This window comes from Actinomadura madurae (assembly GCF_047130825.1).
Lineage (GTDB): Bacteria > Actinomycetota > Actinomycetes > Streptosporangiales > Streptosporangiaceae > Spirillospora > Spirillospora madurae.
This window is the reverse complement of sequence record NZ_CP083237.1, coordinates 1,882,618-1,906,604: the sequence shown is the minus strand read 5'-3', so window position 1 is coordinate 1,906,604 and position 23,987 is coordinate 1,882,618. Positions and strand designations below refer to the sequence as shown.

The window sequence follows — 23,987 nt, the reverse complement described above, 5'->3', positions numbered from 1 at the left end:
CCTCCAGTTGACGTTCATGGACACAGGACCTCACGGCTCTCGCGCCGGCGCGATCAGCGCGTGTCGAAGCCGTCGTACTGGCGCGCCGCGACGTCGGCGCAGATCTGCCGGTAGCGGCCGACGCCGCCGACGTAGGGCATGAACACGCGCGGCTTCCCCGGGACGTTGGCGCCCAGGTACCAGGAGTTGCCGAGGGGGTAGAGGGTGGCGTTCGCGACCTCGTTGACGTGGTCGACCCAGGCGTCCTCCTTCTCCAGGACGGCCTCCGAACGTGTGAGCCCGTTCTTGCGCAGGTACTCCAGATGGTCGGTGACCCACTCGACGTGCTGCTCGATGGAGACCAGCACATTGCTGATCACCGAGGGGCTGCCCGGCCCGGCCATGAAGAACAGGTTGGGGAAGCCGTGCGTGGACAGCCCGAGGTAGGTGCGGGGACCCGCCGCCCACTTGTCGCGGAGCGGGGTCCCGCCCCGTCCCGTGATGTCGATCCTCAGGACGGCGCCGGTCAGCGCGTCGAACCCCGTCGCGAAGACCAGCACGTCGAGCCGGTGCAGCTCCGGCCGGTCCCCGCCCGTGCGGACGCCCTCGGCCTCGATGCGCTCGATGGGCGCCGTGCGGGTGTCGACCAGGCGGACGTCGTCCCGGTTGAACGCGTCGTAGTACCCGATCTCCAGCACCAGGCGCTTGCTGCCGAACGGGTAGCCGCGCGGGGTGAGCCGCTCCGCCACCTCCGGGTCGCGCACCAGTTCGCGGATCTTGGCACGGACGAACTCGGCGGCTCTGTCGTTGGCGGCCAGGTCGGTGGTGAGGTCGCGGTAGGCGGCCTGGATGTCGGGGCCGCCGCGGCGCCAGTACTCCTCGAACCTCTCCCGCAGCTCTCCGGGATCGGCCTCGACCGCCAGGTCCGGGCGCAGGACGCGGTGGGTGCCGCCCGGGTGGTCGCGGGCCTGTTCGCGGTACTCCTCGAAGCGGGTCTTGAGCTCGGCGGCGTACTCCCGGTCGAGCGGCCGGTTCATCGCGGGCACCACGAAATGCGGGGTGCGCTGGAAGACGGTGAGGTGACCGGCGCGCTCGGCGATCCGGGGGATCACCTGCACGCCGGACGATCCGGTGCCGATCACGCCGACCCGCCGGCCGTCGAGGTCGATCCCGCCGTGCGGCCAGTCGCCGGTGTGGTGGCATTCGCCCGCGAAGTCCGCGATCCCGGCGATCTCGGGCGGCTTGGCGACCGACAGCTGGCCCGTCGCCATGATCACGTGGCGGGCGGTCACGCGGTCACCGTGCTCGGTCTCGGCGGTCCAGGCGTCCGCGTCCTCGTCGAAGGACAGGGCGGTGACGCGGGTGTCGAACGTGATCGCCTCGCGGAGGCCGAAGCGGTCGGCCACGTGGTCGATGTAGCGGAGGATCTCCGGTTGGGACGGGTAGCGCTCCGTCCAGTCCCATTCCCGGATCAGCTCGGGAGAGAAGGAGTAGCAGTAGTCGACGCTCTCGATGTCGCAGCGCGCCCCCGGGTAGCGGTTCCAGTACCAGACGCCGCCCACGCCGCCCGCCGCCTCGACGGCGTGGACGCGGTGGCCGAGCTCGCGCAGGCGGTGCAGCGCGTAGAGGCCGGCGAAGCCCGCGCCCACGACGAGGACGTCCAGCTCGGCGGGTGGTGGCCCGGGACGTGCGCGTGATGCGGTATGGCTGGTCACGGTCGGCGGCTCCCCGCTTAAATTCTGATAATGAACCGAATGTATTGGCGTGAGACGCCGCCCGTCAAGCGATGCCCCTCCAGGGTGGAGGTGGTCGGCCCGTGCTTGACGTCGCTGCAATCTAGTCGCATGATACGCCTCAATAGTTGGCGTGCTCGTGGTGGGCGGCTCGTGCGGGCGGCTCGTGCTCGCCCGCGCGCGCGACCGCATGGGACCGCGGTCCATATCCGAGAACGCCCGGTGCGCGCCGGGCCCGTGGAGGTGCCGAGGTGCTGAAGTTCGGACTGGCCGTCATGAACGACTTTCCGCCGGGAGTCGTGCCTGCGGACCGCGTCGCGCTCCTGCGCGAGCAGGTTCGGGCGGCCCGGGAGTCGGGGATCTCCTCGATCTGGGTCCTGCAGCACTACCTCGGTGGCATGCCGACGCTGCAGCCCGTTCCGCTGCTGGCGGCGCTGGCGGCGGACGCGGGCGGCATGCGCCTCGGCACGAACATGTTCATCCTTCCGCTGCGCCATCCGGTGGAGGTGGCCGAGGAGTTCTCCACCCTCGACCATCTGACCGGCGGGCGTGCGGTCGCGGGATTCGGCATGGGCTACCGCGAGAACGAGTTCGCCTCGTTCGGCGTGTCCATGCAGGACAGGCTCGGCCGCTACGTGGAGGCGGTCGAGCTGATCCGGCGTCTGTGGAGCGGTGAGCGGACCACCTTCGACGGCGAGCACTTCAGGATCGACGGCGAGCGCATCAGCCTGCCGCCCGTCCAGCCGGGCGGGCCGCCGATCTGGGTCGGTGCGGGCCCGCACCGGACCGGTGCGCAGCGCGCCGCCCGGCTCGGGGACGCCTGGATCGTTCCACCGCACGTCGGCCCCGAGGAACTGCGCACTGTTCTCGGTCACTACCGGGACGAACGGGACCGGCTCGGCCGCGGCCCTTCCGATCTAGTGGTCCGCCGCGAGCTGGTGCTCGATCGCGACAGGGAGCGCGCACGAGCTATCGGCATCTCGGCGCGCGGAGCCCTCACCCGCAAGTACGCCGAGTACAACGCCCCGCAGAAGGGCGATGCCTACCGGCACCTGCGGACGGAGAAGGCGGCCGAAGAGGTCGCCGACGCGTCCTACCTCTTCACCGACCCTGAGGGGGCGATCGCCGCGCTCAAGGCCCTGGAGGCCGACGGGCTGACGTACGTCATCCTGCGCGCGCAGTGGTACGACCTCGGCCAGGAGCAGGTCCTCCGCACCCTGGAGATCTTCAAGAACGAGGTCCTGCCGGCGTTCCGCTGAGCCTTCGCGGCGTCGCTCGTGCCGGTCTGCCGCGTCGGTGCGATCCGCGGCGGCGTTCCCGCTCACGGTCCTGCCCAGCCCTTCGCGAGGTCGGTGCCCATGTGGATCTCGATGGTCTTGTCGGTGAACAGCGCGGCCTCTCCCCGGACCCGTAGCCGGTCGAGGTAGGTGCCCCAGCCGAGCACCGAGGTGCCGGCGCGAGCGGTGAAGAGGAAGTACGAGGCGATCTCCACGGTCCCCGGTCCCGTCCAGGTCGTCCGGGGGCTGACGATGAAGTGGCGCTTCTCGGACGGGTCGGCGGCCAGCCGGTCCCGGTAGAACCCGGCGATGGCCTCGCGCCCGGTGAACTCGCCCAGCCGCGTCCGGAGCACGCCGTCCTCGGTGAACAGCGCCGCGATCGACTCGGCCGTGGGCGCGTCGAGCGTGGCGGCGTACCGGTGGAGGTGGTTGCGCGCCGCCTCCATGTCCTCCAGCCGCCGCAGCCGCCCCAGCAGTCCGCTCAGGTCCGGTTCGTTCTCCATGATCGTTCTCCTGTTCGTCAGGGCCGTCCGGTCCGGCCGCGGTCCCACGGGGCCTCGTCCAGCAGTTCGTTCAGCGCGGTGCGGGAGGCGACCGCGGCCCGGCAGCGGGCCAGGGCGGCCGGCATGCCCATCGCCACGGCCCCGGTCACCCTGCCTTCGCGCGAGTACAGGCCGAGGAGCCGGTGCGAGTCCGGTGCACCGACGGTGACCATGAGGTCGTCGTCAGCACGGGGGAGGCCGAGGCACTGGATCTTCAGGTCGTACTGGTCGCTCCAGAAGTAGGGCGTCTCCGTCGCCTCCCGGGCCTCGCCGGGTGCGGCCAGCAGGTTCGCGGCCACCAGCGCCGCGCCGTCCGCGGCGTTCGTCCAGTGCTCCAGGCGGACCGTTCCGGCGCCGTGCGGGTGCGGCGTCCGGGCGATGTCTCCGACCGCCCAGACGTTCTCGGCCGAGGTCCGGCCGGTGCCGTCGCACACCACGCCGTCACCGAGCTCCAGGCCCGATCCTTCCAGCCATCCGGTCTCGGGGACGGCGCCGACCGCGGCCACTACCAGGTCGGTGGGCAGGACGGAGCCGTCCTCCAGCACGACCCGCTCCACCCGGTCCCGGCCTTCGAGACCGCGGATCCGCGTGGAGCAGAGCACCCGGACGCCCCGGGCCCGGTGCAGCGCCGCCACGAACTCGCCGACCCGGGCGCCGAGCGCCCCCAGCATGGGCTGCTCCAGCGCCTCCACCAGCGTGACCTCGGCTCCCCGGGCCCGCGCCGCCGCCGCGATCTCGCAGCCGAGGACGCCGGCGCCGGCCACCGTGACGCGGCGGGCCCCGCGCAGCCCGGCGCGCAGCGACAGCAGATCGTCGAAGGAGCGCAGGGTGTGCACGCCCGCCGGTCCCGCGGTGAGCGCCGCGAGCACCCGCGGCCGGAGCCCGGTCGCGATCACGAGCCGCCCGTAGTGGAGCTCCTCGCCGCCGGCCAGCACGAGCCGGTTCCCGGAGGTGTCCAGCGCCGTGGCGCGCACGCCCAGCCGCAGGTCAATGCCCAGATCGGCGTAGGGTGCGGTACGCAGGGGCACCGCCGCGGCCGGCTCGTCCGCCTGCGTCAGCAGCCCCTTGGACAGGGGCGGCCGGTCGTAGGGCGGGTGCGGCTCGTCGCCCACGAGCGTGACCGGCCCGTCATGCCCCAGCCGCCGGAGCCGCTCGGCCGTGCGCAGCCCGCTCAGCCCCGCGCCGACGATGACGATCGTCCCGGTTCCGGTGCTTCCCATCCTTGACCCTTCCGCCGCGAATACCCTATGTTTCATTATCATAGATATGTTCGGCGATGTGGCGCCTGAGCAGGATCGGAGTGCGGATGATGACGGTGCCGGTGCGCGAATACCCGGAACTGTTCGTCGGGGGGCGCCGTGTCCCGCCGCGGGACGGCCGCACGGTCCGGGTGCGCAACCCGGCGACCGGAGCATACGTCGGCAGCGCGGCGCTGGCCTCGCCCGCCGACATCGACGGCGCGGTCGCGGCGGCCCGCTCCTCCTTCGACGCCGGGATCTGGGCCGGTGAGGCGCCGGCGCGACGCGCCGGAGTCCTGCGGGCCGCCGCCGACCTGCTGGAGAAGCGGGCTCCCGAACTGGCCCGGAGCATCACGGCCGAGCTGGGCTGCCCGATCTGGTTCAGCGAGCGCGCGCACGTCCCCAACCCGATCCGGCACCTGCGCTACTACGCGGACCTGGCGGAGCGGTTCGGCTACGACGAGCGCCGCTCCGACGGCGCCAACACCAGCCTCGTCACCCAGGAGCCGGTCGGCGTCGTCGCCGCGATCACGCCCTGGAACGGTCCGCTCAGCACCCCGGCGCTGAAGGTCGCGCCCGCGCTGGCCGCCGGCTGCTCCGTCGTCCTGAAGCCGCCTCCGGAAACCCCGCTCACGGTCCAGGCGCTCGCCGACGCGTTCGCCGAGGCCGGGCTTCCCGAAGGGGTGCTCAGCGTCGTCCCCGGGGACCGCGACGCCGGGGCGCACCTGGTCGCCCACCCCGGCGTGGACAAGATCGCCTTCACCGGCAGCAGCGCCGCCGGGAAGAAGATCATGGCGGTGGCGGCGGATCGGATCGCGCGCGTCACCCTGGAACTCGGCGGCAAGTCCGCCGCGATCATCTGCGACGACGCCGACATGGACGCCGTCGTGCCCGCGCTGCTGCCGATGGCCCTCATGGTCAACGGCCAGGCGTGCATCGCCCAGACCCGGGTGCTGGTGCCGCGGCATCGCCGCGCCGAGATCGTCGACGCGCTCGCCGAGGCGCTGCGCGGCCTGCGGGTCGGCGACCCGGCGGAGCCCGAGACGACGATCGGCCCGCTGGTGAGCGAGCGCCAGCGCGACCGGGTCGCCGGGTACATCGCGGCCGGGCGGTCCGAAGGCGCCCGCGTCGTCGCCGGCGGGGAGCGGCTCGATCTCCCCGGCGACCTCGCGGGCGGGTGGTTCGTGCCGCCGACGCTGCTCGCCGGCGTCCGCAACGCCATGCGGGTCGCCCAGGAGGAGATCTTCGGCCCGGTGATCGCGGTCATCGAGTACGACGGCGACGACGAGGCGGTGGCCGTCGCGAACGACTCCCGGTACGGGCTCTCCGGGTCGGTCTGGAGCCGCGACGACGGGCGGGCCCTCGCCATCGCCCGGCGGATCCGCACCGGCATGGTCAGCTTGAACGGGCGTCCGCAGGCGTTCGGCAGCCCGTTCGGAGGCTACAAGGAGTCCGGCGTGGGCCGGGAGATGGGTCCCGAGGGGTTCCGCGCGTACCTGGAGACCAAGTCCATCGCCGTCGGGGCCTGACGGCCCGGGCATCGGGAGCACGAGGAGGGGCATGTCCGGACGGCTGGCGGGGAGGGTCGCGGTCATCACCGGCGGCGCGAGCGGGATCGGCGCGGGCACGGCGCGCCGCTTCCACGCCGAGGGCGCCCGCGTGGTCATCGCGGACCTGCAGGACGGGCCCGGTGCGGCGCTCGCCGGGGAGCTCGGGGACGGCGCGCTGTTCCGGCGCGCCGACGTCACGCGCGAGGAGGACGTGGCCGCGCTGGTCGACGCGGCCGTCGAGCGGTTCGGCGCGCTCGACATCATGTTCAACAACGCGGGCGTGATGGGCGCGCTCGGCCCGATCGACCGGACGAGGCTCGCCGACGCCGATCTCACCATCGCGATCAACCTGCGCGGCGTGCTGTGCGGGATGAAGCACGCCGCGCGGGTGATGAAGCCGCGGCGCAGCGGAGTGATCATCTCGACGTCGAGCCCGGCCGGCGTCCTCGGCGGGGTGGGCCCGCACGTCTACAGCGCGGTCAAGGCCGGGATCATCGGGCTGTCCCGCTCCGTCGCCGCCGAACTGCGCCGCTTCGGCGTGCGGTGCAACGTGCTCGTGCCGGGCGCCGTGGTGTCCCCGATGACCGCCGAGCTGGTGGCCGGTGGCGCGGCCGACCTCGGCGGGGCGGGGGCCGCGCTGAGCGGCACCGCCTACATGGACCGGCCGCTGCACCCGGAAGACGTCGCGGCCGGCGCGCTCTACCTCGCGAGCGACGACGCGTCGTTCGTCACCGGGATCGTCCTGCCGGTCGACGCGGGGATGACCGGCGCGGGGGGCCCGTCGCCGTTCACCACCGGCCGCTACGAGGAGCCGGTCGGGCTGCTCGAAGCGGGCCGCCGGACGGAGGGGCGGGATTGAGCGCCGCGAGCCCGGGACGGCCCGGGACCACCACGGGATACGGAGCGTGACGTGCTGATCGGCAAGCGGATGCTGGTGACCGGTGCCGGCGCGGGCATGGGACGGGAGATCGCCGTGGAGGCCGCCCGGCAGGGCGCCGCGTTCGTCGGCGTCGCCGACATCGACGCGGCCGCCGCCGAGGAGACCGCCGCGGCCGTCCGGGAGGAGGGCGCGGCGGCGCGGGCGATCGCGGTCGACCTCGCCGACGCGGCGCGGATCCCGGGCATGGTGGAGGCGGCCGCCTCGGCGGCCGGCGGGCTCGACACGCTGGTCAACAACGCCGGTGTGCTGGACGGGGCGGTCGCCCCGGGCGCCACGTTCCTGACGCTCCCCGAGGACGCCTGGGATCGGGTGTACGCGATCAACGTCAAGGCGGTCTGGGTGGCGACGAAGGCCGCCGCTCCGCATCTGCTGGCGTCCGGCCGCGGGCCCTCGATCGTGAACACGGCGTCGGTCGCCGGGATGACGGGCTATCCGTCCGCGGCCTATCCGTCGAGCAAGGGCGCCGTCGTCCAGCTCACTCGGTCGACGGCCATCGAGCTGGCGCCCGGGGTCCGGTGCAACGCCTTCTGCCCCGGGTCCATCGAGACGCCGATGAGCCGTGCCCATCTCGCCGCCGCGGCGGATCCGGAGGCTCAGCTCAGGGCGATGACCGGGACGCATCTGATTCCGCGCTTCGGAAAGGCGGGCGAGGTGGCGAAGGTGGCGTGCTTCCTCGCCTCCGACGACGCCTCCTTCCTGACCGGCGCCATCCTCCCGGTGGACGGCGGCACCACCGCCTGGCGCGGTGTGCGCTCCGAATGAACGTGTGCTCCGAGTGGAGAGGGAGTTTGCTGCGATGACCGAAATGATGCGGGGTTGTCCCGTCAGCCACACCGAGTACGGCGACGACTCCGCCCTCTACGAGCACTACGCGCTCCTCGACGCCGAACGCGAGGCCGCCCGCTTCCATTACAACGACACGCGTCCGCGCGGATTCTGGATGGTGCAGCGCTATGAGGACGTGCTCGAAGGCTTCCAGAAGCACGACGCGTGGACGACCCACGCGCGCAGCGCACTCAATCCGGAGGCCGGGATAGCGCTGCTTCCGCAGGACCTGAACGGGCAGGAGCACGCCAAGCTGCGCCGCGTCCTCAACCCGTTCTTCTCCCCGGCGGCCGTCAGGCGGATGGAGGAACTGGCGCACGAGCGGTGCGTCGAACTGATCGAGGAGGTCAGGCCCAAGGGCGGTTGCGACTTCGTCGCCGAGTTCGCGATCCGGTATCCGACGGACCTGTTCCTGGCCCTGCTCGGCCTGCCGGTGAGCGACGGGGAGTTCTTCCTGCCCTGGTCGGAGACGCTGTTCGCCGGCTTCTTCGGCGGCGACCCCGACGCCGCGGCCGCCGCCAAGGGGAAGATACTCGAGTACTTCGACGACGCGGTGAACGCGCGTCGCGCCGCCCCCGGGGACCCGAAGCTGGACATGGTCTCCCGGCTGGTCGAGGCCCGCATCGATGGAGAACCTCTCGCTCAGGACGACATCCTCACGATCTGCATGACGCTCATGCTCGCCGGCCTCGACACGACCCGCAGCGCGCTCGGCTTCATCATCACCCACCTCGCGCGCCACGAGGAGGACCGGCAGCGGATCATCGCCGAGCCCGAGGTGGTCCCGGCGGCCGTCGAGGAGTTCCTCCGGCTCTACCCGCTGGTGTTCCAGGCGGGCCGCGAGGTGCGGGAACCCGGTGAGTTCCACGGGCTGGACCTGGAGAAGGGCGACGTCGTCTGGCTCGGGATCGCCTCCGCCAACCGCGATCCCCGCAAGTATCCCGAGCCCGACAGGTTCGTCATCGGGCGCAGGGGCGTCAACCAGAACCTGGCGTTCGGCGCCGGCCCGCACCGCTGTCTCGGCATGCACCTCGCCCGCCTGGAGTTGGCGGTGGTGCTGCGCGAATGGCACGCGCGCATCCCGGACTACCGGATCGCGCCGGGCGCGCGCCTGACGGAGCGCGGTGGCCAGCTGACCATGCCGAACCTCCCCCTCGAATGGACGGTGTGAACGATGTTCCTGTCGATCAACGCGGGCGCGTGCATGGGGCACGGCCGCTGCTACGCGGCGGCGGCCGGCCTGCTGTCCGACGACGAGGAGGGCTTCGTCGCGCAGCGCGGGCAGACGTTCGAGGTGCCGGACGGGATGCTGGACGAGGCGCGTGACGCCGCGGACGCCTGTCCCGAGGGGGCGATCTCGCTCCGGGCCGCCGTCGACGCCGATGCTTGAGCACCTGCGCGTCCTCGACCTGACCGATGAGCGGGGCCTGCTGTGCGGGCGGCTGCTCGCCGACCTCGGGGCCGACGTGGTTCAGGTCGAGCCGCCCGGCGGATCACCGGCGCGGTCGGCGCCGCCGGTGGCGGGCGGGGACGGGCGCCCCTCGATGTTCTGGGAGACCTACGCGGCGGGCAAGCGCGGCCTCACGGCGGATCCGGAGGTGGAATCCGGCCGGGCGCTGGTCCGCGGGCTGGCGGCGGCCGCGGACGTGTTCGTCACGTCCTACCCGGTGGACTGGCTGCGGGAGCGCGGGCTCGATCCGGAAACGCTGACGGCCGGGCACCCGTCGCTGGTCTACACGGTGATCAGTGCCTTCGGGACGTCCGGCCCGAAGGCCGGCTACGCCGACTGCGACCTGGTCGTGTGGGCGGCGGGCGGCCCGCTCGACCCGCACCGCGACGGCGACCGCCCACCGCTGCGGATCAGCGCACCGCAAGCGTACCTGCAGGCCGGCGCCGACGCGGCGGCGGGCACGCTGCTCGCCGTCCTCGCCCGGACGCGCACGGGCGCGGGGCAGATCGTGGACGTCTCGGCTCAGGCGAGCCTGGGAGTGGCGACGCTCGCCCGCGTGCTCGCCGCCGCGGTGGGCGACGGGAACCCCGAGTGGCACCGGCAGCCCGCCGGGCGGTCCGACCAGAGCGGCAGCGGAGCGGCGACCCCCAACGCCATGAAGAAATGGCACGTCAAGGACGGGATGGTCGAGCTCCATCTGTCGATGGGGCCGGCGGCCGGCGCGTTCACCAACAACCTGTTCGGCTGGCTCAGGTCCGAGGGCGCGGTGGACGAGCGCATCGCGTCCTGGGATTGGCGGACGGTGCCCGACCGCATCGCCGAGGGCGCCCTGACCTCCGCCGACCTGGACGACGCGCGTGCCGCCGTCCGGGCGTTCCTGCGGACCAGGACCAAGGCCGACGTGCTCGACGCGGCGATGGAGCACCGCCTGCTGTGCGTGCCGATCTTCGACATGGCGGACGTGGCGGCCTGCGACCAGCTCGCCGCCCGCGGCTTCTGGGACGAGGTGGACATCGACGGCCGCCGGGTCGCGATCCCCGGCCGGATGGCGCGGGTCACGGGCGCCGGCGGGCCGCGCGTCCGGCGCCGCGCACCCCGGATCGGCGAGCACACCGAGGAGATCCTCGCCGAGTGGGCAGCCGGGGGAGACCCCGTGGCCGTCCGGGCGCGCGAGGCCATCCCGCGCTCTTCCGGGCCGGTGTCCGCGCTGGACGGGCTGAAGGTCCTCGACCTGTCCTGGGTCGTGGCCGGTCCGCTCATCGGACGCGCGCTCGCCGACTTCGGGGCGCTCGTCGTCCGGGCCGAGTCCGGCACGCGCGTCGAGACGGCGCGGCTCATGCAGCCCTTCTACGGGGGCGTCCAGGGCACGGAGAACTCGGCGCTCTACGGCAACTGCAACGCCGGCAAGCTCGGCCTGACGGTCGATCTGAAGAGTGAGGCAGGGCGCGCCGTCGTTCGCGACCTCGCCCGGTGGGCCGACGTGGTCGTCGAGTCGTTCTCCCCGGGCCAGATGGCGAAGTGGGGCCTCGACCACCCGGCGCTCGCCGCGGAGAACCCGTCCCTGATCATGCTGAGCACCAGCATCGCGGGCCAGACCGGGCCTTGGGCGCGGCTCGCCGGGTACGGCAACGTCGGTTCGTCTCTCAGCGGCTTCCAGGGCCTGGTCGGCTGGGAGGACCGCCTCCCCTTGGGGCCGTTCGGCCCCTACACCGACTATGTCGGGCCGCGGCTGGCGCTCGTCGCCCTGCTCGCGGCGGTCGAGGACCGCCGCCGGACGGGCCGGGGCCGGCACATCGACGTCGCGCAGATCGAGGCGGGCGTGTTCTTCCTGTCGCCCCAGGTGGCGCACTACGGCTTCGACGGCACGATCGCGCGCCGGACCGGCAACCGCGACGAGCTGCTCTCCCCGCACGGCGTCCACGCCTGCCTGCCGGAGGGCGGCCGCGAACGGTTCGCGGCGGTCGCCGTCCGGACGGAGGCGGAGTGGCGGCGGCTGGCGGAGGCCATCGGCCGCGCCGATCTGGCCGGCCGGCCGGACCTCGCCACCGCCGCCGGCCGCGCGGCGTGCGCGGTGGAGATCGACGCGGCCATCGCGGCCTGGACGGCGGAACACCGCGCTCTCGACGTCGAGCGGATCCTGCAGGCGACGGGCGTCCCCGCGCATCTGTCCCAGTCGAGCGCGGACTTCGTCGCCGACCCGCAGCTCGCGCACCGCGGCCACATCGTGACCCTCGACCATCCGCTGCACGGCGAGGCCCATGTCGAGGGCCCGCGTTACCTGCTGTCAGAGACGCCCGGCGTCGTGAAGCGTCCGGCCCCGACCTTGGGCCAGGACAACGAGACCGTCCTGCGAGACGTGCTCGGCTACCCCGGCGCGCGGGTCCGTGAACTGCTAGAGGGAGGAGCGCTTCGGTGACCGCGGAGGCAACCGGGACCGGCTGGAAGGCGGACTGGCGGCCGGTGGTCGACGCCGTCGGCCAGGACTTCTCGGACGGAGAGACGACGTGGGGCGCCGACCCGGTGGAGCACGGAGCGATTCGCCGCTACCTGGAGCCGCTGGAGTTCGACTGCCCGCTGCACACCGATCGGGACGTGGCGCTGCGGGCCGGGTTCGACGACGTGACGATGCCGTACACCGGCCTGATGTCGTGGACCCTGCCGCCGATGTGGCGGCCGGGGGAGACGCTGTTCGACGGCGACGACCGGGACGCCCAGCCGGTGCGCAGCGCCATCAACAACCAGGACATGCCGCTCGGCCCCAGGACGACCGGCTTCTTCGGCACGGACATCGAGGTGGAGTTCCTGCGTCCGGTGGTGGCGGGCGAGCGCATCGGCCGCCGCGGCCGGCGGCTCGTGTCGTGCGCGCCGAAGGAGACGGCGGTCGGCCGGGGCGCGTTCCTGACGTGGGAGAGCGAGATCGTGACCGAGCCGGGCGAGGTCGTCGCGCGGATCCGCATCGGCACCTATGCCTACGTGCCCAAGGGCACGGCCGGCGAGGGCGAGGAGGGGACATGACCGAGACGGTTCCGGCGCTGGAGGGGCGCCGGTTCGAGGACGTCGCGGTGGGGGAGGCGCTGCCCGGCGTGGCGTACCCGCTGACCGTGTACCGGCTGGTGATGGCAGCGGGCGCGAACCGCGACTTCAACTCGATCCACCACAACAGCGAGTACGCCCGGAAGACCGGTGCGCCTGAGATGTACGCCAACACCCAGTTCCTGCTGGGGGCCTGGGAGCGCTGCGTCCGTGACTGGATGGGCGTGGCCGGGACGATCCGGGCCATCCGCGGCTTCCGGATGCGGTCGTTCAACGTCGTCGGCGACACCATGCACGTCCACGCCGAGGTCAAGGGCGCCCGGGTCGAGGACGGACGCGGCGTCGTGGAGATCGCGATCCGTTGCGAGAACTCCACCGGCGTCACGGTCGGGCCGGGCGTCGTCGAGGTCGTCCTGCCGCGCCGCGAGGGGGGAGGCGGATGAGCGCGGATCGCACGGCGGTCATCGCCGGCCTCGGCCTGACCGAGTTCGGGCGGATCTACGGGCGCACGCCCGCCGACTTCGCGATCGAGGCGATCGCGGGGGCCGCCGAGGACGCGGGGCTCGCGCTGCCGGACATCGACGGGCTGCTGGTCAACCCCGGCGTCGGCAACGACATCGACCTCCGGCTCCAGTCCGCCCTGCAGATGCGCGACACCCGCGTCCTGGCGACCATCCAGGGTTTCGGGTCCTCGGCCGGGCAGATGGTGCAGTACGCCTCGATGGCGATCGCGTCGGGCATGGCCGACGTCGTGGCCTGCGTTTACGCCGACGCTCCACTGAAGGAGGGGAAGAGCGCAGGTGCCTCATACGCCGGCCGGCAGCGCGCGATGCGGGGTGTCGGCGCGCTGCCGGCCGCGGCGGGGCTCAAGGCGGCGCCGGAGCGGTACGCGGTCGCGGCCCGCCGCCACATGAACGCCTTCGGCACGACCAGCGAGCAGTTCGGCGCCGTCGCGGTCGCCGCGCGCCAGTGGGCGGCGATGAACCCGCGCGCACAGAAGCGCGACCCGATCACTCTGGCCGACCACCAGGATTCGCGAATGATCGCCGACCCCCTGCGGTTGCTGGACTGCTGCCTGGTCAGCAACGGTGCCGTAGCGGTCATCCTGACGAGCGCGGACAGGGCCGCGGCACTGCGCCGCCCGCCGGTGCACGTGTGGGGCTGGGGGCAGGCGCACCCGGGTTACGCCAACCGGCGCGGCAGCGAGTTCGGCCTCGTCACGGGCGCCGCCCGCTCGGGGGCGGATGCACTGAAGATGGCGGGCGTCGGCGTGGGGGACATCGACGTCCGGGAGATCTACGACTGCTTCACCTACACCACGCTGGTCACGCTGGAGGATTACGGCTTCTGCGCGAAGGGCGAGGGCGGCGATTTCGTGGCCAGCGGTGCGATCGCCCCCGGCGGAAGCCATCCCACCAACACCGGCGGCGGGGAACTGTCCTCGTACTACATGTGGGGCATGACGCCGCTGTCCGAAGCGATCATCCAGGCCCGGGGGGACGGCGGGGAACGCCAGGTCCCGAAACACGACCTGATCATGGTCAGCGGCAACGGCGGCGTCCTGGACTTCCACTCCACGCTCGTCCTGAGCCCGCACCCGAAGTCCGCGTAGGCCGTGGAGTCCGCAAGGAGAGGAGGCGCAGGGATGACGTTGATCCCCATCGTCCGGGACGAGCACTCGGCCCCGTTCTTCGACGGCGCGGCCGAGGGCCGGCTGATGCTCCGCTACTCGCCGAGCAGCGGCGAATGGTCCGAGCCGGCCGCCCTGGTGTGCGCGGTCACGCAGGCGCGCGACCTTGAATGGCGCCCCGCCGCCGGTGTGGGCGAGCTGGTGAGCTGGACGGTCAGGCCGGGGCGGCGAGGCGAGGACGGACGCCGCGCTCCGGACCAGGTCATCGGCATCGTCGAGACGGCCGAAGGGCCGTGGCTGACCCTGCGTCTGGTCGACGCGGCGGGCCGGGGGCTGGCGGCCGGCATGGCCGTCCGGGTGGACTTCGTCCGTCCCGAGGGCGGCGAGGCGATGCCCGTCGGCCGCGTCTCGGGCTAGGCGGGGCCGCGCATGGCACCCTTGCCGCCGCGGCGGCAAGGGTGCCTCGGCCTGCCCGCGAACCTGCCACCGGCTGCCGAAACGGGGGTTGATTTATGATTATGAAATGCATAGATTCGACCAATGGCGGGTCGACGCCCGCCGGCGGGACGAGGAGGTGCCTGTGGCGGCCGTTGACGTGGAACGCCGTGGACCGGTCGTCTGGATCCGGATCGACCGGCCGGACCGGCGCAACGCCTACGACCTCGGCATGGCCCGGACGATGACCGCGGCCGTGGAGGACGCCGCCGAGGCCGACGCCGTCGTGCTGACCGGGTCCGGCGGCTCCTTCTGCGCCGGCGGGGCGCTCGACCGTCTCGGCGACGCCGATCCGGCGGAGCTGCGAGCCCTGTTCACCGCGTCGCTCCGCCTCGTGAACGCGATCCGGTCCTGCCCGCGCCCGGTGATCGCGGCGGTCGACGGCGCCGCGGCGGGCGGCGGCAACGAACTGGTGGTCGCCTGCGATTTCGCGATCGCGACGCGGCGCTCGACGTTCGGCCAGACCGGGCCGAAGGTGGGCTCGGCCGGGGTGCTCGGCGCGACCAACCTCCTCGCCGTCCAGATCGGGGAGAAGCGGGCCAAGGAGATGGCGATGCTGTGCCGCCGCTACACGGCCGAGCAGGCGCTCGCCCTCGGCCTGGTGAACGAGGTCGTGGAGGACGGTGCGCTGGACGAGGCCGTCGGCCGCTGGCTCGCCGACATCCACCGGCTGAGCCCCCGCTACCTGGAGATCGCCAAGATCAGCTCCAACCAGTGGTGGCATCAGTCCGGCGACAACATGAGCTCCGGCCTCGGCATGCTCCTGCAGGCCATCGGGAGCGAGGACATGCGCGAGGGCGCGCGGGCGTTCCTGGAGAAGCGCGCACCGCGATTCCGCGGAGGCCGCGGCGCCTCCGCGCCGCACGAAGGGGCCGAGCAGTGAGCTTCCGCTACTACCGCGACCTGCGTCCGGTGTTCGAGGACCGCGGGGACTGGGCGCTGCCGGCCGTCCTGCGGCACCACGCCGCGCGGCGCCCGGACGCCGTCTGGCTGGACGCACCCGAGGAGGGCGAGACCTGGACCTACGCGCGAATGCTGGCGGAGGCCGAGGCCGTCGGCGCCGCCATGCTCGCGGCGGGCGCCCGTCCGGGCGACCGGGTCGTGATCGTCGCGGCGAACTCCTCGCGGTTCGTCCGGACCTGGCTCGGCACGGCCGTCGCGGGCCTGGCCGAGGTGCCGATCAACACCGCCTACGAACGCGACTTCCTGGCCCACCAGGTGCGCACGGTCGAGGCGACGGCGGCCGTCATCGACGACGTGTACGCCGAGCGTTTCGTCGCCGTCGCCGAAGCCGCCGCAGGCATCCGCAGGTTCTGGGTGATCGACACCGGGCGGCAGGCAGAGGCCATCGCGACGCTCCGCGCCGCGGGCTGGGACGCGGCGCCGTGGGACGAGCTGCTGGCGGGCGGCGAGGCGGAGCTGCCGGACGTCCGGCCGCAGGATCCGGCGTCGGTGTTCTTCACCTCGGGGACGACCGGGCCGTCCAAGGGCGTGGCGATGCCGCACGCGCAGATGTACTTCTTCGCACAGGAATGCGTGTGCCTCACCCGGCTGACGGCCGAGGACGCCTGGATGGCCGTCACACCGCTGTTCCATGGGAACGCCCAGTTCATGGCGGCCTACCCGGCCCTGGTGGCGGGCGCCCGGTTCGTGCTGCGCAGCCGTTTCAGCGCCAGCCGATGGATCGACCAGATCCGGGAGAGCCGCGTGACGGTCACCAACTTCATCGGCGTCATGATGGACTTCGTCTGGAAGCAGGAGCGGCGCCCGGACGACGCCGACAACCGCCTGCGGTGCGTGTTCGCCGCGCCCACCGCGTCCTCGATCCTCGAACCGATGAAGGCACGGTTCGGCATCGAGGCGTTCGTCGAGGTGTTCGGGCTGACCGAGACCTCCGCGCCGATCCTGTCCCCGTACGGGGAAGAGCGGCCCGCGGGAGCCGCGGGCCTCGCCGCCGACGAGTGGTTCGACGTGGCGCTGGTGGACCCCGAGACCGACGAGGAGGTCCCGGTCGGCACGGTCGGGGAGCTGGTCGTCCGGCCGAAGGCCCCGTTCATCTCCAGCAACGGGTACTTCAACATGCCGGAGCGGACCGTCGAGGCATGGCGCAACCTGTGGTTCCACACCGGCGACGCGTTGCGCCGGGACGAGGACGGCTGGTTCTACTTCGTCGACCGCTACAAGGACGCCCTGCGCAGGCGCGGCGAGAACATCAGCTCCTACGAGGTCGAGACCGCCCTGCTCAGCCACCCCGCCGTGGTCGAATGCGCCGTCGTCGCCGTCCCCGCCGACACCGAGGCGGGCGAGGACGAGGTCATGGCCCACCTGGTCACCCGCGAGGAGACCACGCCCGGCAGCGTGTGGGAGTGGTGCGAGAACCGGATCCCCGCCTTCGCCGTCCCCCGCTACCTGCGCTTCGCCGACTCCCTGCCCAAGACACCGTCCCAGCGGGTGCAGAAGGCGAGGCTCCGGGCGGTGGGCGTCACACCGGACACCCACGACCGCCGCTGAGAGGTTCCCATGCATCCCTACCGCTCGGTCCTCTTCGTCCCCGGCCACAAGCCCGGATGGGCGCGCAAGGCGCTCGCCTCCGGCGCCGACGCCGTCGTCCTCGACCTGGAGGACTCGGTGCCGGACGGGCTCAAGACGCAGAGCCGCGCGACCGTCCGGACGACCCTCGCCGAACTGCGGGCCGAATCCCCGTTCACGGGCCTGTTCGTCCGGCCGAACCCGCTGGACACGGGCCTGGCCGGCGGGGACCTGGAAGAAGTGGTCTGTCCAGAGCTGACCGGCCTGTTCACCCCCAAGATCCGGGACGCGGTCGACGTGCTGCGCTGGGAGACGCTCATCGACTGGTTCGAGTCGCGCAACCGCGCCTCCGGGCTGGAGATGATCGTCCCGGTCGAGACGGTGGAGGCCATCGCCAACTGCGCGGAGATCGCCGGCACGTCACCGCGGGTGGGAGCGATGATCGGCCCCACGTCCCGGCATGCGGACATCGCACGCGCCGTCGGCTTCCGCTGGTCCGCCGAAGGCACCGAGACGCTGTATCTGCGCAGCCGCATCCTGCTGGCCTGCAGGCAGCACGACCTGCACCCGTTGACCGCGCTCTGGGAGGACCTCTCCGACCTGGACGGGCTGCGAGCGTTCGCCGACCACGGGCTCCAACTCGGCTTCCGCGGGCAGATCGTCATACATCCATCCCACGTCCCGGTCGTCAACGAGGTCTTCACGCCCAGCGACGAAGAGGTCGCCTACCACGAGCAACTGGTCGCGGCCGTGGAGGCGGCCACCGCGGCCGGCCACGGCGCGGTCCGCTTCCGCGGCGGCCACGTCGACCTGGCCCACGCGGACAAGGCCCGCGACTGGCTCGCCCACGCCCGCCTGATCCGCCGCACCCGAAATCCATAAAGCGCCCACCGCCAGCCCCCGCGCCATCGCCTGACCTGCTCACCATCCCGGCCCCCACCGGCCACGCGGTACCCGCCGACCCCCACGACCCCGCCTGTACCTAGGCGGCGGCGCAGAGCACCAGGGAATCAGAGGGCGGACGGCTACGCGGACGCGTCTGTGCGGTCTTTCGAAGATCGGGATCCCGGACTGCGTCAGTGCGTCAGCATCCGTGCAGGATTTGGGCGACCAGCACGGTCAGCTGCCCCTGCTCGGCCGGGGACAGGTGTGACAGCAGCGCGTTGATGCGGTCATTGACCTGGGCTTCGGCTTCGTGGGTGACCCTGCGGCCTTCGGGAGTGAGGGTGACGATGACAGCGCGGCGGTCCCGGGGGGACGCCATCCGCTGGACGAGGCCACGCTTCTCAGCCCGGCTGACCAGGCCGGTCACGCTGGACTTGTCCAAGCCCAGGCGGATGGCGAGGTGGAGCATTTCGGGGTCCCGATCTCGCAGGATGCCCAGCAGCCGAAGCTGAGTGACCGACAGATCCAGCGGGGCGCCGACGTCGGCCAGCAGCTTCTGGATGTGGAATGACAGCTGCGCGAGCCCGTCGACGAGGTTGGGCCCGGCTGACTCCGCTGTGGACCCATCGGTCCCGGACGAGGGCTGAGAGGACATGAGATTCAGCCTATTTGACGTAGTTTGTGGCGCCAACTAATTTGGTTTGTGACACCAACTATGTGTCTCTCCTCTGTCCACGCGGGGGTCATCCCATGGAGGATGCCATGTCCGGCACGCGCGCGGCCGTCGTACGTTCGTTCGGCACCCCACCGCGCTGCGAGGAGATCGCTCTCCCGGAGCCGTCAGGAGACCACGAGATCGTCGTCGAGGTAATGGCGGCGGGCCTGCATTCGCGTGTCCGCTCGTCGGCGGACGGATCCCATTACAGGTACCGACCCGATCGTGACCGCGGCCGCGATGAATCCGGCCCCCCGATCCCGCTCGTTCGTCCCGACACTCCCGGAAGCGGGGGAGCCGGATCAACGACGCTCCGCGGCTCGCGTCACCGTCAAGGAACCCTCAAGTCGCTGGCGGGGAGACGTCAACTCGGTTCTCGAAGCTCGGTCATGTCAATCTTCCACTCCTGCGAAGGACACGGGCATGGCAACGCTCCTCTACAAACTGGGGGACTTCAGTGCAAGACGATGGCCGACGATGCTGGTCGGGTGGCTGCTCCTCCTCGGCGTGGTGGCCGGTCTGGGCGTCTCGTTCGGAGGCACGCTCCAGGACAGTGACTCCATCCCCGGCTCACCGGCCGAAGCGGCCCTGACCAAGATGGAACGGCACTGGCCGGAGCCTGCCGGCACGCCTGGGCAGATCGTCTTCCAGGCGCCGTCCGGCCGCACACTGGCCGAGAGCGGACTGCGGAAGTCCCTCGAAACGACCCTCGATGCGACCGGTCACGTGGACGGCGTGGTCGGGGTCGGCAATCCGCTCGAGGACGGTGAGGTCTCCAAGGACGGGCGCACCGCGGTCGCCGACGTCCTCTTCGACGCCAAGCTGGAAGGCGACGCGGCCAACACGACGCTGCCGGCCGTCAAGGACGCGGGCGGCGAAGCGCGAGCGGCGGGCCTCACGACCGTGTACGGCGGTGACGCCTACGCCACGGAGCCCTCGCTCCTCGGCCCGACCGAGCTGGTCGGCCTCGGTGTGGCGCTGGCCGTCCTGGTGATCACGTTCGGCTCGCTGCTCGCCGCCGGCCTCCCGCTGATCACCGCCATTGTCGGCGTCGTCACCACCATGCTCGGCATCGGGGGCCTGGCGTCGGTGTTCACCATCTCCGACAACGCCCCGACCTTGGCGGTCATGCTGGGACTGGCCGTCGGAATCGACTACACCCTGCTCATCGTCTCCCGCCACCGCGCCCAGCTCGCCAACGGCATCCCCGTCCGGGAGTCCGTCGCCCGGGCCACCGCGACCGCGGGCAGCGCCGTCGTCTTCGCCGGCGCCACCGTCATCATCGCCCTGGCGGGCCTGTCCGTCGCGGGCGTCCCGATGCTGACCTCCATGGGTCTCGCCTCCGCCGGAGCCGTCGCGGTCGCCGTCCTGGTGGCGCTGACTCTGGTGCCCGCCCTGCTGCGCGTGTCCGGCCGCCGGCTCATCCCCAAGCCGGGTTCACGCGCCGCCCGCCGAGCCGTCCGCGACGGTGGCAAGTCCACCCTGGGCGTGCGCTGGACGCGGGGAGTGCTGCGCCGCCCACTGCTCACCATGATCCTGGGCACCGCGGCCCTCGTCGTCATGGCGATTCCCGCGGCGGAGCTCAAGCTCGCCCTCACCGACGAGGGCTCCAGCCCCACCACCGCGTCCAGCCGCCAGGCGTACGACATGGTCAGCGATGCCTTCGGGCCGGGCGCGAACGGACCCCTGGTCGTCCTTGTCGAGGACGACGATCCGGCCACCGTCCAGTCCACGGCCACCGCCGTCGCGAAGAAGTTGAAGGGCATCGACGGCATCGCGGATGTGAGCGGCATCGACACGGCCGAAGGGAAGAAGGCCGCCCGCATCCAGATCATTCCCACCACCGGACCGCGCACGCAGGCGACCAGCGACCTGGTCTCCGAGCTGCGCGACCAAATGCGGTCCATCGCGGGTTCGCAGGGCGGCTACGTGGCCGTGACCGGGCTGACCGCCGTCAGCATCGACGTTTCCGCCAAGCTCAGCAGCGCGCTGCTGCCCTTTGCCGTCGTCGTGATCGGTCTCTCGCTCCTGCTCCTCATGGTCGCGTTCCGATCCATCGCCGTCCCCATCAAGGCGACCGTGGGGTTCCTGATGTCCGTCGGCGCGTCCTTCGGCGCCGTCGTCGCGGTCTTCCAGTGGGGCTGGCTGGCCGACCCGCTCGGGGTGCCCAGCCTGGGGCCCGTGGCCAGCTTCGTGCCCATCATCATCATGGCCGTGCTCTTCGGTCTCGCCATGGACTACGAGGTCTTCCTCGTGTCCGCCATGCGTGATGACTACGCCCGCCGCCGCGACGCCCGGGACGCGATCATCGTCGGCGCGGGCAACGCGTCCCGGGTGGTGACCTCGGCCGCGATCATCATGGTCTCGGTGTTCGTCGGATTCTTCTTCTCCCACGACATCGACATCATGCCGATCGCGTTCGCGCTGGGCTTCGGTGTCCTGATCGATGCCTTCCTCGTCCGCATGACCCTCGTGCCCGCGGCGCTGGCCCTCCTCGGCGCCCGCGCCTGGTGGCTGCCTCGCCGGCTGGACCGGATCCTGCCCCACGTCGACGTCGAGGGCGAGAACGTCAAGGCCCCCGCCGGCCCCGTGCAGGAAGTCCACGGAAGGGAGCCCGCGACACGATGAACGGTCACGCCGCTACCGGGACATGGTCAGCACCGGTCTCATCTCTGTGTGAGGAGTGCACATGAACGCCGTCGAGGCGCAGGCTGCCGCAGACCGCGTGCTCGTCATCGACGACGATCCCGGTATCCGGCGGCTGCTCATCTCGGCACTCGGGTTCGCCGGATTCGAGGTGGACGCGGCGGGCGACCTGAGCGAGGCTCTCGACCAGGTCGCCCGCCGGGCCCCGGACGTCATCGTCCTGGACGTCATGCTCCCGGGGGCCGACGGCTTCGAGGTCCTCCAGCTGCTGCGATCCCGTGCCGTCGACGTGCCGGTCCTCTTCCTCACCGCGCGCGACGCGGTCGAGGACCGGGTCCGGGGGCTGCGGCTGGGCGGCGACGACTACGTCACCAAGCCCTTCAGCGTCGTCGAGGTCGGCGCACGCCTGGCGGCGCTGCTCCGCAGAGCCCGCGGCGGCGTCCTCGCCGCCGAGGACGCCCCGTTGCGCTGCGCCGACCTCGAGATCGACGACCCCCGCCACGAGGTCCGCCGCGCGGGCCGGCTCCTCGAACTCTCGCCCACCGAGTACCGGCTGCTCCACTACCTGATGGACCACCAGGGCCAGGTCCTCTCCCGCTCGCAGATCCTCGAAGCCGTATGGCAGTACGACTTCGGCAGGGACTCCGTCGTCGTCGAACGCTTCATCTCCAACCTGCGCCGAAAGATCGACCACGGCCGCACACCGTTGCTGCACACCGTCCGCGGCGTCGGCTACACGCTTCGAGAACAGGCCCACCAGTGAAGCTCCGCAGCCGTCTTCCATGGTCGCTCTCCAGCGTGCGCCTCCGGCTGCTGACCGGGCTCGCCCTTCTCCTCACCATCGGCCTGATCGCCAGCGCGGTCAGCAGCACCCTCCTTCTGAAGGACTTCCTGCGCGAACGCGACGAGGTCACACTCAGAGCCGCCGCCGACGGGCTCAGGGACGTCATCTCCGGCGGCCCGCAGACCGTCAACGTCAACCACCTCGGCGCGCTTCTCGGGCCGCCGCACGGCATCGTCGCCGTTGACGCCGACGACCGCATCCTGACCGCGACCGGGGGAGCCTCCTCGGCCGCCGCCACACTCGTCGCCGCGACCAGCGGCATGCCACCCGGTGAGGTCGTCACCTATGACAAACCCGACGGCCTGCGCAACTTCAAGGCCACCCGAGTCCTCAGCCCCGGGCTGACGCTCTACCGGGGACCGGACGAACGCGCCGTCAAGCCGGCGGCCTTCGTCCTGGGCATCGACATATCCGTGGACGACGCGACCACCGACCTGCTCATCCAGCGTCAAGTCACCCTTGTCGGCGTCGCACTGGTGCTCCTTCTGGGGCTTTCCACGGCCGTCCTCCGCCTGGGTATGCGGCCCTTGGCGCAGATGGCCCATACCGCCGACGCGATCGCCCAGGGCTCCCGCACCGAGCGCCTGCCCACCCGCGGCGACAACAGCGAAACCGATCTGCTGGCGGAAGCCGTCAACCGGGCCTTCGACGCCCAGGCGCGCGCGGAGGCGTCCGTCCGCTCGATGGCCGCCGATACCTCCCACGAACTGCGCACGCCACTGTCCACCATCTCGGGCTGGCTCGACCTGTACCGCCAGGGCGGCGTGTGGGGGCAGGGCTTGGAGAAGGCGCTCGACCATATCGAGCACGAGGTCGGACGCATGCGCCTGCTCGTCGAGGACCTCACGCTGCTCGCCCGCCTGGACGCCGGACGCCCCATCGACCAGGGCGACGTCGACCTCACCGCCCTGGCGGCCGGCGTCGTCGAGGACGCCCAGATCATCAACCCCGAGCGCGGCATCACCCTGGACCCGGCCCGGTCATCGCACGTCCGCGGCGACGCCGCCCGGCTGCAGCAAGTCCTGCGCAACCTGGTCGGCAACGCCGTCCAGCACACCCCGGCCCAGACGTCCGTCCGGGTCGAGATCAGCGATGTCGACGGGGCCGTCCAGGTCGACGTCGTCGACAACGGACCGGGCATCTCCCGCGAGGACCTTCCTCGCGTCTTCGAACGCTTCTGGCGCGCCGAGGCCAGCCGCAGCCGCGCCTACGGTGGCTCCGGCCTCGGCCTCGCCATCGTCGAGGCCATCGTTCACGCTCACCACGGGTGGGTGGCCGTCCGGTCCGAAGCCGGCGTGGGTACCACCGTCACCATCCGGCTCCCGCGCGCCGGCCAGGAGGACGCCGCCCGTGACCGGTGACCCCGCCGTGACCTCGGCCGGGCCGCTCAAAGTTTTGATCATTCATGATGGACGCGGCGTTCGAGGCCTCCGACGAAGAGTTCCAGGCCGAAATGGAACTCCTCTGCCAAAGGCACTGAGGTAAGGGCGTCGGCGGTCTGGGCGATGGGCGGGTACGTGCTGGGGTCCAGGCGGCGGTAGAAGGTGGCGCGTTCGCGGCCGGCGTCGGGAGACGCGGCCGCAGGACGCCGGATCAAGCCGAATGGGTTCTGTCGATGCCAACGACAGCGGGAGTGCGCCAGTAGGCCGTCGGACGGTGCGCAACGTGTCGGCGCT

General features: G+C 72.1%; 21 protein-coding genes. 17 read left to right on the top strand and 4 right to left on the bottom strand.

All coding sequences use genetic code 11. The features are described 5' to 3' along the window. Positions 1-53 precede the first annotated feature (53 nt). Positions 54-1,694, bottom strand: a complete 1,641-nt coding sequence (locus tag K8Z49_RS08925) for a flavin-containing monooxygenase (RefSeq protein ID WP_412518078.1) — start codon at positions 1,692-1,694, stop codon at positions 54-56. 269 nt (positions 1,695-1,963) lie between these two features. Here K8Z49_RS08925 and K8Z49_RS08920 point away from each other — a divergent pair, with 269 nt between their 5' ends. Next, positions 1,964-2,971 carry an LLM class flavin-dependent oxidoreductase gene (locus tag K8Z49_RS08920; protein WP_412518076.1) on the top strand — a complete coding sequence of 336 codons (1,008 nt, stop codon included), beginning with the start codon at positions 1,964-1,966 and terminating at the stop codon, positions 2,969-2,971. Positions 2,972-3,033: 62 nt separating this feature from the next. On the opposite strand, the gene K8Z49_RS08915 is transcribed toward K8Z49_RS08920, so the two are convergent. Further along, a complete protein-coding gene (locus K8Z49_RS08915) occupies positions 3,034-3,492 on the bottom strand; it encodes a nuclear transport factor 2 family protein (protein ID WP_412518074.1) in 459 nt (152 codons plus the stop codon). Between the two features lie 17 nt (positions 3,493-3,509). Beyond that, entirely contained in the window at positions 3,510-4,751 is a 1,242-nt protein-coding gene (locus tag K8Z49_RS08910; RefSeq protein ID WP_412518072.1) for an NAD(P)/FAD-dependent oxidoreductase, read from the bottom strand. A gap of 86 nt (positions 4,752-4,837) precedes the next feature. Between K8Z49_RS08910 and K8Z49_RS08905 the strand changes: the two genes are divergently transcribed. The 13 genes from K8Z49_RS08905 to K8Z49_RS08845 all read left to right on the top strand — a co-directional run bounded on the left by K8Z49_RS08905 (position 4,838) and on the right by K8Z49_RS08845 (position 18,103). Then, on the top strand, positions 4,838-6,298 hold the full coding sequence (locus K8Z49_RS08905; protein ID WP_412518070.1) for an aldehyde dehydrogenase: 1,461 nt from the start codon (positions 4,838-4,840) through the stop codon (positions 6,296-6,298). A 31-nt stretch (positions 6,299-6,329) separates the two neighbouring features. After that, positions 6,330-7,178: an SDR family oxidoreductase gene (locus tag K8Z49_RS08900; protein ID WP_075021905.1), complete on the top strand. Its 849-nt coding sequence runs from the start codon at positions 6,330-6,332 to the stop codon at positions 7,176-7,178. Positions 7,179-7,229: 51 nt separating this feature from the next. Then, positions 7,230-8,021: an SDR family NAD(P)-dependent oxidoreductase gene (locus K8Z49_RS08895; protein WP_021592092.1), complete on the top strand. Its 792-nt coding sequence runs from the start codon at positions 7,230-7,232 to the stop codon at positions 8,019-8,021. A gap of 34 nt (positions 8,022-8,055) precedes the next feature. Continuing rightward, on the top strand, positions 8,056-9,255 hold the full coding sequence (locus tag K8Z49_RS08890; RefSeq protein ID WP_021592091.1) for a cytochrome P450: 1,200 nt from the start codon (positions 8,056-8,058) through the stop codon (positions 9,253-9,255). 3 nt (positions 9,256-9,258) lie between these two features. Further along, a complete protein-coding gene (locus K8Z49_RS08885) occupies positions 9,259-9,474 on the top strand; it encodes a ferredoxin (protein ID WP_075021904.1) in 216 nt (71 codons plus the stop codon). Beyond that, on the top strand, positions 9,467-11,950 hold the full coding sequence (locus tag K8Z49_RS08880; RefSeq protein ID WP_412518067.1) for a CaiB/BaiF CoA transferase family protein: 2,484 nt from the start codon (positions 9,467-9,469) through the stop codon (positions 11,948-11,950). The genes K8Z49_RS08885 and K8Z49_RS08880 overlap by 8 nt, the downstream gene beginning before the upstream one ends. Next, complete coding sequence (locus K8Z49_RS08875) at positions 11,947-12,549, top strand: FAS1-like dehydratase domain-containing protein (RefSeq protein WP_021592088.1); 603 nt, start codon at positions 11,947-11,949, stop codon at positions 12,547-12,549. Before K8Z49_RS08880 ends, K8Z49_RS08875 begins: the two co-directional genes overlap by 4 nt. Continuing rightward, positions 12,546-13,010, top strand: coding sequence for a MaoC/PaaZ C-terminal domain-containing protein (locus K8Z49_RS08870; protein WP_021592087.1), 465 nt, complete (start codon positions 12,546-12,548; stop codon positions 13,008-13,010). The genes K8Z49_RS08875 and K8Z49_RS08870 overlap by 4 nt, the downstream gene beginning before the upstream one ends. Further along, entirely contained in the window at positions 13,007-14,179 is a 1,173-nt protein-coding gene (locus K8Z49_RS08865; RefSeq protein ID WP_075021900.1) for a thiolase family protein, read from the top strand. The genes K8Z49_RS08870 and K8Z49_RS08865 overlap by 4 nt, the downstream gene beginning before the upstream one ends. A 33-nt stretch (positions 14,180-14,212) precedes the next feature. Continuing rightward, positions 14,213-14,614 carry a Zn-ribbon domain-containing OB-fold protein gene (locus tag K8Z49_RS08860; protein WP_412518064.1) on the top strand — a complete coding sequence of 134 codons (402 nt, stop codon included), beginning with the start codon at positions 14,213-14,215 and terminating at the stop codon, positions 14,612-14,614. Positions 14,615-14,720: 106 nt separating this feature from the next. Next, the gene (locus K8Z49_RS08855) at positions 14,721-15,575 is read left to right on the top strand and encodes an enoyl-CoA hydratase/isomerase family protein (RefSeq protein ID WP_081842470.1); all 855 of its coding nucleotides are present in this window, start codon (positions 14,721-14,723) and stop codon (positions 15,573-15,575) included. Further along, a complete protein-coding gene (locus tag K8Z49_RS08850) occupies positions 15,572-17,203 on the top strand; it encodes an AMP-binding protein (RefSeq protein ID WP_412518062.1) in 1,632 nt (543 codons plus the stop codon). Before K8Z49_RS08855 ends, K8Z49_RS08850 begins: the two co-directional genes overlap by 4 nt. 9 nt (positions 17,204-17,212) lie before the next feature. Then, complete coding sequence (locus K8Z49_RS08845) at positions 17,213-18,103, top strand: HpcH/HpaI aldolase/citrate lyase family protein (protein WP_412518060.1); 891 nt, start codon at positions 17,213-17,215, stop codon at positions 18,101-18,103. Between the two features lie 202 nt (positions 18,104-18,305). Here the strand turns inward: K8Z49_RS08845 and K8Z49_RS08840 are convergent, their stop codons facing one another. Beyond that, positions 18,306-18,761, bottom strand: a complete 456-nt coding sequence (locus K8Z49_RS08840) for a MarR family winged helix-turn-helix transcriptional regulator (RefSeq protein WP_021592081.1) — start codon at positions 18,759-18,761, stop codon at positions 18,306-18,308. Positions 18,762-19,244: 483 nt separating this feature from the next. Between K8Z49_RS08840 and K8Z49_RS08835 the strand changes: the two genes are divergently transcribed. From K8Z49_RS08835 to K8Z49_RS08825, 3 genes are all read left to right on the top strand, one after another. Further along, positions 19,245-21,449, top strand: coding sequence for an MMPL family transporter (locus K8Z49_RS08835; RefSeq protein WP_412518057.1), 2,205 nt, complete (start codon positions 19,245-19,247; stop codon positions 21,447-21,449). A gap of 61 nt (positions 21,450-21,510) precedes the next feature. Continuing rightward, positions 21,511-22,230 (top strand): response regulator transcription factor, encoded by a 720-nt coding sequence (locus K8Z49_RS08830; RefSeq protein WP_075021896.1) that lies wholly within the window; start codon positions 21,511-21,513, stop codon positions 22,228-22,230. Between the two features lie 35 nt (positions 22,231-22,265). Continuing rightward, positions 22,266-23,672 carry a sensor histidine kinase gene (locus K8Z49_RS08825; protein ID WP_412518055.1) on the top strand — a complete coding sequence of 469 codons (1,407 nt, stop codon included), beginning with the start codon at positions 22,266-22,268 and terminating at the stop codon, positions 23,670-23,672. Positions 23,673-23,987 lie beyond the last annotated feature (315 nt).

Bases quoted from the DNA above. Each gene is read 5' to 3' on its own strand.
- K8Z49_RS08915 (WP_412518074.1), bottom strand. From the start codon at position 3,492: ATGGAGAACGAACCGGACCTGAGCGGACTGCTGGGGCGGCTGCGGCGG.
- K8Z49_RS08905 (WP_412518070.1), top strand. From the start codon at position 4,838: ATGATGACGGTGCCGGTGCGCGAATACCCGGAACTGTTCGTCGGGGGG.
- K8Z49_RS08855 (WP_081842470.1), top strand. From the start codon at position 14,721: ATGCATAGATTCGACCAATGGCGGGTCGACGCCCGCCGGCGGGACGAG.
- K8Z49_RS08835 (WP_412518057.1), top strand. From the start codon at position 19,245: ATGGCAACGCTCCTCTACAAACTGGGGGACTTCAGTGCAAGACGATGG.
- K8Z49_RS08845 (WP_412518060.1), top strand. From the start codon at position 17,213: ATGCATCCCTACCGCTCGGTCCTCTTCGTCCCCGGCCACAAGCCCGGA.
- K8Z49_RS08900 (WP_075021905.1), top strand. From the start codon at position 6,330: ATGTCCGGACGGCTGGCGGGGAGGGTCGCGGTCATCACCGGCGGCGCG.
- K8Z49_RS08870 (WP_021592087.1), top strand. From the start codon at position 12,546: ATGACCGAGACGGTTCCGGCGCTGGAGGGGCGCCGGTTCGAGGACGTC.
- K8Z49_RS08865 (WP_075021900.1), top strand. From the start codon at position 13,007: ATGAGCGCGGATCGCACGGCGGTCATCGCCGGCCTCGGCCTGACCGAG.
- K8Z49_RS08890 (WP_021592091.1), top strand. From the start codon at position 8,056: ATGACCGAAATGATGCGGGGTTGTCCCGTCAGCCACACCGAGTACGGC.
- K8Z49_RS08860 (WP_412518064.1), top strand. From the start codon at position 14,213: ATGACGTTGATCCCCATCGTCCGGGACGAGCACTCGGCCCCGTTCTTC.
- K8Z49_RS08830 (WP_075021896.1), top strand. From the start codon at position 21,511: ATGAACGCCGTCGAGGCGCAGGCTGCCGCAGACCGCGTGCTCGTCATC.
- K8Z49_RS08880 (WP_412518067.1), top strand. From the start codon at position 9,467: ATGCTTGAGCACCTGCGCGTCCTCGACCTGACCGATGAGCGGGGCCTG.
- K8Z49_RS08840 (WP_021592081.1), bottom strand. From the start codon at position 18,761: ATGTCCTCTCAGCCCTCGTCCGGGACCGATGGGTCCACAGCGGAGTCA.
- K8Z49_RS08885 (WP_075021904.1), top strand. From the start codon at position 9,259: ATGTTCCTGTCGATCAACGCGGGCGCGTGCATGGGGCACGGCCGCTGC.
- K8Z49_RS08910 (WP_412518072.1), bottom strand. From the start codon at position 4,751: ATGGGAAGCACCGGAACCGGGACGATCGTCATCGTCGGCGCGGGGCTG.